Annotated in this window: 3 protein-coding genes; 2 read left to right on the top strand and 1 reads right to left on the bottom strand. The window is 58.5% G+C overall.

Translation table 11 applies throughout. The annotated features are described in order from the left end of the window. Positions 1 to 106: 106 nt before the first annotated feature. Positions 107 to 1,528 carry an amino acid permease gene (locus tag QRN31_RS12430; protein WP_285432295.1) on the bottom strand — a complete coding sequence of 474 codons (1,422 nt, stop codon included), beginning with the start codon at positions 1,526 to 1,528 and terminating at the stop codon, positions 107 to 109. 522 nt (positions 1,529 to 2,050) lie between these two features. Between QRN31_RS12430 and QRN31_RS12425 the strand changes: the two genes are divergently transcribed. Both QRN31_RS12425 and QRN31_RS12420 read left to right on the top strand, forming a co-directional pair. After that, positions 2,051 to 5,167 carry a transglycosylase domain-containing protein gene (locus tag QRN31_RS12425; RefSeq protein ID WP_285432293.1) on the top strand — a complete coding sequence of 1,039 codons (3,117 nt, stop codon included), beginning with the start codon at positions 2,051 to 2,053 and terminating at the stop codon, positions 5,165 to 5,167. Positions 5,168 to 5,557: 390 nt separating this feature from the next. Further along, positions 5,558 to 10,375: an NEL-type E3 ubiquitin ligase domain-containing protein gene (locus QRN31_RS12420; RefSeq protein ID WP_350310384.1), complete on the top strand. Its 4,818-nt coding sequence runs from the start codon at positions 5,558 to 5,560 to the stop codon at positions 10,373 to 10,375. Positions 10,376 to 10,400: the final 25 nt, after the last annotated feature.

The raw sequence follows: 10,400 nt of genomic DNA, 5'->3' as shown, positions 1-10,400 counted from the left end.
TGGCGCTTTTCCAAGTAACCCGCCGTCAGGGCGGAACCAATAGCCGCCGTTACCCAAGTAATGGATATGCCCCCCACCCGCCCGACCACCAAGCAAGCACCACAAATTAAGAAGCCGAACGCACCGCCCCTTGAGACACATTCGTCGGCTGCAACTTGAACACATAGAACAACACCGTCAGCAAAACCAGAAACGCCGGCCCGACATACAACGCCACACGGGTATCCGGGAAGTACGCCATCAACCCCACCACCAACACCAAAAATGCCAGCGCCAGGTACGAACTGACCGGGTACAACCACATACGGTATTTCAAACCCGCACGCTCACTGGCGCTCAGGCCTTTGCGGAACTTCAACTGGGCCAGCAAAATCATCACCCAGGTCCAGATCGCACCGAAGGTGGCAATCGCGGTCACCCAGACAAACACCTTCTCAGGCACCAGATAGTTGAGCAGCACACCCAGCAACAACGCACCCATCGACAGCAGCAGTGCGCGACGCGGCACGCCGTTGCTCGAGGTCTTGGCGAAACCGGCCGGGGCCTGGCCGTTCTGCGCCAGACTGTAGAGCATGCGCCCGGTGCTGAAGATGCCACCGTTGCAGGACGACAGCGCCGCAGTGATCACCACGAAGTTGATGATACCGGCGGCCGTCTTGATGCCCAGACGCTCGAAGGTCATCACGAACGGACTGCCCTGGGTGCCGATTTCGTTCCACGGATAGATCGACAGAATCACGAACAACGCGCCGACGTAGAACAGCAGAATCCGCCAGAACACCGAGCCGATTGCGTTGGGAATAGTCTTCTGCGGGTTCTTCGCTTCACCGGCAGTCAGGCCGATCATCTCGACCCCGAGGTAGGCGAACATCACCATTTGCAAGGACATCAACACGCCTTGCACGCCGTTAGGCATGAAGCCGCCATGGGCCCAGAGATTGGAAATCCCCAAGGCCACGCCATCGTTACCGAAGCCAAAAGCAATCACGCCGATGCCGCCGATCACCATCGCGATGATGGTGACGATCTTGATCAAGGCGAACCAGAACTCGAACTCACCGAAGGCCTTGACCGCGATCAGGTTGATGGTGCCCATGCTGACCAACGCCGACAGCGCCCAGATCCAGCGCGGCACATCAGGAAACCAGACGCCCATGTACACCGCCACCGCGGTGATTTCCGCGACGCACGTCACCAGCCACAGGAACCAGTAATTCCAGCCCGTCAGAAAGCCGGCCAACGGCCCAAGGTAGTCTTGAGCGTAACGGCTGAAGGAGCCCGCCACCGGATTGTGCACAGCCATTTCGCCCAGGGCGCGCATGATCACCAGGATCGCCAGACCGCCGATGATGTAGGACAGCATGATGGCCGGGCCGGCCATTTCGATGGCCTTGGCCGAACCGAGGAACAGGCCGACGCCGATACAGGCACCCAGTGCCATCAAGCGAATATGCCGTTCGCCGAGTTCGCGTTTAAGCGGGCCGCCCTGAGCGGTCTCGCCGTGGGGCAGATGATTGCCAACTGGCATGGGGTACAACCTCGTCTTGTTATTGGATATGACCACCGAGTGTCCAAGCGCTGACCGGTAAGCCAGTGCTTGTGAAAAACCGGGCCTGCTTCGTGGGCAGAACCGTCCTGTAGGACAAAGCCTCCAGGATCAGCGGGGCGTGCAGTATAAAAAGCTTAAGGCAGGAGTTTTCACTCTATAAACCACAACATTCAGCCAGAACTCTCGGGAAAAGCGCGGTATACGGAGGGGCATTACCTGGTTTTTCCGCGTTTGCTCGGGGCTGAAACGGCGTCGAGTATTGCACAACAATGGTGCATCGTCATGCCCATGCGCAGAGGGAATTTACGCTGCGAAGGCTCTACAACAAGCCTCTTCACCCATTACCCCGTTATCGTCCTGTAACTGCCACCGTCAGCTACACGAATGGCTGTGGATCCAGAAAAATTCACGCCATCACGGTCCACAATTTTTTCACCATCGCCAACCACCGTCTAAGCTTCAGACAAGTCCGATCAATCTGCGTGAATGGATCAATCGACTATGGGCGCTTTGTGGCAAACCGATACGAGTAAAACTGTGGTCCCGACTGAGCGTGTGGATGAAGCGCCTATACCTGAAAAACCGCCTCGCAGTCGCATCAAACACGGCTGGGGTGCGTTCTGGTTGCTGCTGTTGATTATCCTGTTGGTGCTGGGCCTCGCCGCCGCCAAGGAAATGCGCACGTCCAGTTTTCAATCCCGGGAGGTCAGCAAGTTTGCCGCGTCCCTGAGCTACGATTTGCAACCCGGTCCCAGCAATGCCATTCGCTATCCCGGCGCGGGTCCATTCGACCTGCGTCTGGGCTACAGCTCTCTGGGTGAGTTCCTGCCACGCTTGATCAAACGCAACTACGTCGTGGCGTCACAGACCCGCTTTTCGCAAAAACTGATGGACTACACCGACAGGGGGCTTTTCGTCCCCTACGCGGAGAAAATACAGGCAGGCCTGTCGATTACCGATTGCCGGGCGGAACCGCTTTACCAGTACAAATACCCACAACAGCTGTATTCAAGCTTTGAGGCCATCCCGCCCGTGGTGGTCAACAGTCTGTTGTTTATTGAAAACCGCTTTTTGCTCGACCCTCGCCAGCCAATGGCCAACCCGGCGGTGGACTGGCCGCGATTCGGCATGGCGATCTGGTCTCAGATCGCCAAGCTGATCCACCTGCCAGGGCAGTCGGCGGGCGGCAGTACGCTGGCGACGCAGCTTGAGAAATACCGGCACTCGCCCGATGGCCTGACCGTATCGGGCGCGGAAAAGATCCGGCAGATGATTTCCGCCACCGTGCGGGCTTATCAATCCGGCCCCGAAACCCTGCAAGTCCGGCAAAATGTGGTGCGCGACTACCTCAACAGCGTGCCGCTGTCGGCGGTACCGGGCCACGGTGAAGTGCACGGCATGGCCGAAGGTTTGCGCGTCTGGTACGGCGCCGATTTCAACGCGGCCAACGAACGACTCAACAGCAACGCCACGGATCCCAAGACCATGGCCGAAAAAGGCCTGGCACTGCGCGAGATGCTGTCGTTGATGATCGCCCAGCGCCGCCCTTCCCATTACCTGACCAAGGGTCGTGATGAACTGGCTGACCTCACTGACAGCCATATCCGTCTGCTGGCACAAAACGGCGTGATCGATGCACAGTTCGCCGCCGCCGCACTGGCCAGTAAAGTGACGTATCGCGACTGGCAAACCCAGCCCACCATCCAGCCCATCGAAACCAACAAAGGCATCAGCGTGGCACGCAGCCGCCTGGGCGGCTTGCTCAACCGTCCGCTGTACGACCTCGACCGCCTCGACTTGTCCGCCACCAGCACCCTGCAGGGCGACCTGCAATCGAAGGCCACCGAATACCTCAAGCATTTGGCAGACCCGGCGTTTGCAACGCAGATCGGCTTGATGGGTGAACGCTTGCTCACCCCCACCAGCACCACCCAGGTGCGCTACAGCTTCACGCTGTTCGAATTGACCCCGGACGGTGCCCGGGTGCGGGTGCAGACCGACAGCACCGATCAGCCGTTCGATATCAACGAAGGCAGCAAGCTGGAGCTGGGCTCCACCGCGAAAATGCGCGTGCTCACCACCTACCTGCAAATCATGGCCGAGCTGCACGACAAATACGCCGGCATGACGGTTCCGGAATTGAAGAAAGTCAACGTCCCGGGACAGGATCGCCTGAGCCGCTGGGCCGTCGATTACCTGATCCAGAACAAGGACCGCAACCTGCCGGCGATGCTTGGCGCCGCGCTGGATCGCAAATACTCGGCCAACCCCGGCGAAGCGTTTTTCACCGGTGGCGGGCTGCACGTGTTCCATAACTTCCGCAAGGAAGACAACGGCCGCATGCCGAGCCTGCGCGATGCCCTGCGCGAATCGATCAACCTGCCGTTCATTCGGTTGATGCGTGACCTGGTGCGCTACGCCACCTACTCGGGTCCCAACAACAGCGCCGAATTGCTCGGAGACGACCGCGACCCTCGGCGTCAGGAATACCTCGCCGATTTCGCCGACCGCGAAGGCACATCGTTCCTGCTGAAGTTCTGGAAGAAGTACAAAAACAAGGACACCCAGGCACGACTCGACACCTTCCTCGACAGCATGCGCCCGACCCCGATTCGCATGGCGGCGGTGCACCGTTATCTGCTGCCGCAGGCCAGTCAGGAAAGCTTCAACACCTTCGTGCGCTCGCACCTCAAAGGCGCCAAGCTCACTGAAAAACTCACCGACGAGCGCCTGCAACGCCTCTACGAAAATTACAGCCCCGGCGCCTATGACCTGCCGGACCAGGGCTTTATCGCCAAGGTTCACCCGCTGGACCTGTGGCTGATGGGCTATCTGTTGAACAACCCGGATGCCAAGTGGAGCCAGATCGTCAAAGCCAGCCAGTTCGAACGCCAGGAAGTGTATAGCTGGCTGTTCAAGAGCCGTCACAAAGGCGCCCGCGACAGCCGCATTCGCACCATGCTGGAGATCGAGGCGTTTCTCGATATTCATCAACGCTGGCAGAAAGTCGGCTATCCGTTCGATCACCTGGTGCCATCGCTGGCCACCGCCATCGGCAGCTCCGGCGACCGTCCCGCAGCGCTGGGCGAGCTGATCGGCACCATCCTCAACGATGGCGTGCGCATGCCGACCCTACGTATCGACACCCTGCACTTCGCCGCCAACACACCGTATGAAACCAAGCTGATCAACGACCCGGATGTCGGCAAACGGGTGATGCCTTCCGAAGTGGCGGCGGCGATGCGTGAAGCCTTGTCGCAGGTGGTGGATGCCGGTACAGCCAAACGTGTTTCCGGCAGTTTCGTGAGCCCCGATGGCAAACCACTGGCCATGGGCGGCAAGACCGGGACCGGCGACAACCGCATCGAGGCCATTGGTTCGGGCGGACGGATTCTCAGTTCGAAGTCGATCAACCGCACAGCGACCTTCGTGTTCTACATCGGCGACAACCATTTCGGCACCCTGACAGCCTTTGTTCCCGGGCGCTCCGCCGAAGCGTTTAAATTCACCTCGGCGTTGCCGGTGCAAGTGCTCAAGGGCATGGCGCCGATCCTGACACCGTACCTGCAGCCAGGGAGTCACACAGGATGCCTGCCTGTTGAAGTTGCCCGACGTTAATAGGGGCGGTAATTAATTATTTTCGGCATTGATAATCTCAATGCGTCGACACGTATCCAGCTGTATTCAACAGCAGGAATTCAGACTTTTACTTTGAGCCTCGGGCGTTAGGCTGATGCCTCTCTTCAACGCTCAAGGTTTAAAAAGATGCCTGAAATACAAGGAAGTATATTCAACGGCCCCTTGCAGGGGGCCGACGATACCAAAGGCCGCCATTACCCCTTTATAAAGAACCGGATCCACCCCACCTTCACCAGCGCTTCATTGCAAAGGGCCCGGGAGCTGAGCCTCACTCAGAAGGCAAACGGGCAATGGATAAAGAGCGCCAGCGACTTTGATCATGACCGGTTACAAGAAGCCAATCTCAAACTCTGGTCCACTCAAAACAGGGTGGATCGTTTTATCGATAAGTTACAAAACATCTATAAGTTCGCCGAACCGTTACTCACCGACGCATTAAGTAAACAGTACGACGTCAACGTGGACGTCAAGACGACGTATTTACACCTCTACTTGCCCAAAGAGCGCCCTTGGTATGTGGTTGACCTCTCCGGCGGTGTGGTGACCCGCACGGTTTCACTGCTGGACGCGGCGCTGCACAACTTTGCGCTGAGCGAAACCTGCGAACCCGACTCGGACTTCATCAGCCAGCCCGATGCGCGCGGGCACTTCGACATTCAGCCCATCAAACAGAAAATGTCCATCGCACAGTTCCAGGCGTTATGTCGCGAACTGGACATCGGCGCGCGCTACTCCCGGTACCTCAATGAACAGCTGCTGCCCAGTGACGGGCTGGCGCGGATTTTTTTGAAACGTAACGTGGTCGAGCACGAGAAAGCTGCGTTCAAGGCGGCTGCGCAACAGGCCGTGATGACCCATGACATAGACGCCAACGCTTGCGACCTGATCCTGAAAATGCTCGAGGGTCAGCGCAACCTCACCCGCAAGGGCCGGGTGATGCAATTCACTCAACTGTTCATGCAGGACAGCCTGCTGGCCGGGATCGTGTTGATCACCCCGGACCTGGAACGAACCCGCGACGTCGTGCCGATTTTTGCCTATGTCCCGCAAGACCCCGAGCATCCCCTCAAAGAATATCCGTCAACCGTCGCGTTCATGAATGAGCTGACTCGCCAGCTGCGTGACAACAAGGTCATCTCGTCGACCGCCATGACTTATCGCCAGTACTTCAGCCGGTTTGTCGACCAATCCGCGCGCGGGCATTTTTTCGGCGGATTGCAGCAACGTCTGTTCGAGATCAAATGGCATCCCAAAGAACCGCTGGACCCACGTCCAAGCTGGCGTGAAGAGCCGGTCAGCAGCCCCAATCTGCTGTTCAGCGCCGAACCGATCAGCGGTGACGTGTGGGAGTACCTCTATGAGCAGAAGCTGAACAAGATCTTCAATGATGCGCGGAATATTGCCGTGTCCACCGCCGACACCGATCGCAATGCACGATGGGCCTGGTGGGAAAACTTCAAGAAAGTCGTCTCGGACCTCTTCAACGTCGCGCTGCTGGTTCTCACCCCGTTCGTCCCGGGACTGGGTGAATTGATGATGGCGTACACCGCCTACCAGATCACCACCGACGTCATCGAAGCCGTCGTGGACCTGACACTGGGCCTGTGGATTGAGGCCACCGAACATATTGTCGGGGTTGTGACGGATGTCGTTCAATTGGTCGCCTTCGCCGCCGGAGCGCAGATCGGACAGATCGCCCGCCTCAAACTCTCACCGCTGATCGAAGGTATGAAACAGGTGGAACTGCCCAGTGGCCAGCAACGCCTGTGGCATCCCGACCTCAAGCCCTACGAGCAGCCGAACGTCGAGTTACCGGCCGACTCCGTGCCTGACACATTGGGCCTGCATACCCACGCAAGCCAAAAGATTCTGCCGCTGGACAACACACTTTACGCCGTGCAAAAAGACCCGAAAACGGGCACCTACCGTGTCAAACATCCCCATCGCGGCGAGGCCTATTTACCCGAGCTGAAACACAACGGTTTGGGTGCCTGGACACATGAAGCGGAAAACCCGCGAGACTGGGACCATCCGACGCTGATGCGACGTCTTGGTTACCGCGTCGACGGATTCAACGATGCACAACTGGAGCAGATTCGCATTGCCAGCGGCACCGAGGCGGCGGCATTACGCCAAATGTACGTCGAAAACAGCGCACCGCCGCCGTTGCTCACCGACGGCCTTGATCGCGCAGACATCCAGCAGCAAACCGAGCAGGCAATTGATGACATTCGCTACGGACGGCCAATCGATCCCGCTTCTTACTGGTTCGAACCGCTGGCGACTTACCTCGAGGGCTGGCCCTCGGACAAGGCTCTGAGGGTCTACGAAAACGCCGAACTGAGGGGCCGCTTTCGTACCTACGGTAATGCCTTGGCAAGCGACGAACAGACACTCGCCATCAGTCTGTCGCGCCTCATGCAGGGTGACCTGCCACAGCAACTCGTCGAGTTCCTGAGCGAAGAAGAACTTCAAGCGCTGCTCGGCCCGGGCGTCGCCAGGGAGGAACAGCTCCAGGCGCTGCGCAATCAACTGGCTGACGAGGCAGACCGCCTGCGACCCGATATCTTCAATCAGCGCTATCAAGCGTCACAAGCGAGCGCCAACCCGCAGGTCCAACAGCTGCGCGAGGTGGCTCCAGAGCTGCCGAGCCGAGCGGCAACGGTACTGCTCAACAATGCCAGCGGCGCCGAGCTCAAACGCATGACGTGGGACAAACGCCTGCCACTGGACCTGAAAAACCAGGCGCGTGAAGCGGCGTTTGAAGCGCGGGCCAACCACGCCTATGAAGGCTTCACCGACGATGCGCGTTGGGGGCCCGGAACCGAGCGACTGGTGCTGAATGCGCTCAGGATTCACACCGATGCATTGGGCGATTTGCGTATCGACGTACGCCAGGGCACCGACATCGGGCCGCTACGATGCAGCGTGGGGGCAGAAGACGCGTCGGTCATCCGGGTATTGATCAAGGACGCCGGGGCACGCTACGAAGTGTGGGACGCCGACAACCAAAAATTGCAAGACGCCGACGACTTTTACGAATCGGTACTCAACGCCCTGCCGGACGACAAACGCCTGCAACTCGGGTATCGACCCGGCCAAGGGGCCTCGTTCAGACAATGGGTACTGGTCAAAACCCAAGCCCCCGCCGAGCGCCGGATCGCGCTGGCAGAGCCGCCGATTCGCCCGGTCGGCGAACCGGACACTTTGTTGCTGTTGCGTGGCCCGGGCTTTTCCATACAAAGGGCCACCCTGGCGGAACGGGTGCAAGGCATTTACCCGCACTTGAACGAGCGCGAGATCAGCACCTTTGTCAGCTCGCTGGGCGAAGAACCTCAGGCGCGCAAGACCCTCGATAGGCTTGACCGCGAACTGTACGATCTTCAAGTCATACTCAACAAATGGCGGTATCGCCAACCAGAAGCCTGGGGCCCGAATCATAGCGGGTTCATGAACGGTGGCGGGCTGCACATTTACGAGCGGCTCATCGCCTGTTTTCAAAGAAAATCGATGGCTTTTGGCGAACGCAGCGCAACACTCGAAGGCGGGTATGTGCTGGACCTGTCAACGGAGTTCAACACCCTTGATCTTGAACTGTGGTGGCGCGAACTGCCTGATCTCAAGTATTACCTCGACCAGGTCAGTACGCTGAATCTGGACCGAACCGGCTTTTCCACCAGCGACACAGGGCTGTTGAAGGATTTTCCTAATCTTCGGCAACTGAGTGCCCGAGGCTGCGGATTGGAAAAGCTGCCGGTAACGATCGGCAAAATGCATTTCCTTCGCACGCTGCGTTTGATGAACAACCGGATCCGGTTGAGCCGGTCAGCCGTCGAGCAATTACGCCATTTGACGCACATGGAAACGCTCAGGCTCGATGACAACCCACCGTTGGGTCTGCTGCCGAACGTCGAACGCATGCCGAAACTGAAGATTCTGAGTTTGAGCAACACCGGCGCAACCGCTTGGCCTGAAGGCCTGTTCGCAAGGCATCGCCCGCGCGGGTTTTATCTGGACCTGATGCAAAATCCGTTGCGCGACATCCCTGTGGTTGTTCCCGGCTCGGACGCCGCGCGCCTCGTGGCACGCACGCGACTGTTTCCGACCGATCTTTCGGATACCAACCAGATTGTCTATACGGACTACCGGATGTCAGTCGGCATCAGCCCGGATAATCTGTACTCGGCTATCGCCGATCGTGCGATCGATCAGTGGCCTATGTCCGACGATTCCCAATGGTGGAGCCACAACTCTGCAGGCCTGGGAATCTTCAGGGTGGAAGCCTGGCATGACCTGATGACCGAGCCAGACTCCCAAGGGTTCTTCAGCTTGATCCAGAAGCAGACCGAATCGGCCGACTACCGCGCCGGTGGCGAGCGGCGCAAACAACTGAGTGACCGTGTATGGCGAATGATCGAAGCCATTGACCTGGACAAGGCATTGCGCCGGGAGCTGTTCGATATGGCCACCGCCCCAACCACCTGCGGTGACGCCGGAGCCCAGGTATTCAACAACATGGGCATCAAAGTCCTGGTCAGCGAGGCCTATGCCCAGTCGACATCGACCGCGATCCTGGAAGGCAAGCTGGTGGCCCTGGCCAAAGGCGCCGCGCGTCTTGAACGGGTGGATGACATCGCCCGGGCGGATTTCTCCAGCCGAAAAGGTCATCCTGATGAAGTCCAAGTGTTTCTCGCTTACGAGACCGGCCTTGCCCAGCGTCTCGGTTTACCCTGGCAATCGCAGAGCATGCTCTATCGACCCATTGCCGGCGTGAGTGCCAAAATGCTCGATAGGGCCTTCGATACCGTGATGTCGATGGAGGGCGGCGACGGTTTGATCAACCACATGATCGAGCAGTCGTTCTGGGAAAAACACCTGCATGACACGTATCCCAGGGAGTTCAGGCGCAATGCCCGAACGTATGAAATCAGAACCGATCAATTGGATGAATTGCGCGAGGCCCAGCGTTCCTGGGCGAATTCCAAAGGACAGGTGATTGCGCAAAGACAAGCGATCAAGAAGCGACTGCTGGACCTTGCCAACCAACTGAACGTTCAGGAAAACCGCGTGCTCACCGATGAAGAAATGACTGACGAGGTCTACGGCGGATTGCTGAACGACATCGGCTACGAGGAGAAACAGCTGAGCAGGCGGTTGACCCGACAGGCGCTGCTCAACGCCGGCTAACCGCCAGTGCCCTGAAGGCAAACAA

It is taken from the genome of Pseudomonas sp. fls2-241-R2A-110 (genome assembly GCF_030209165.1).
Classification (GTDB): Bacteria; Pseudomonadota; Gammaproteobacteria; order Pseudomonadales; family Pseudomonadaceae; genus Aquipseudomonas.
Note: the sequence above shows the minus strand (reverse complement) of the source record. Positions and strands in the feature narration are given on the sequence as shown.

What these genes read in the sequence shown, in the direction of transcription:
- QRN31_RS12430 (WP_285432295.1), bottom strand. Translation starts at nt 1,528, where the DNA reads ATGCCAGTTGGCAATCATCTGCCCCACGGCGAGACCGCTCAGGGCGGC.
- QRN31_RS12425 (WP_285432293.1), top strand. Translation starts at nt 2,051, where the DNA reads ATGGGCGCTTTGTGGCAAACCGATACGAGTAAAACTGTGGTCCCGACT.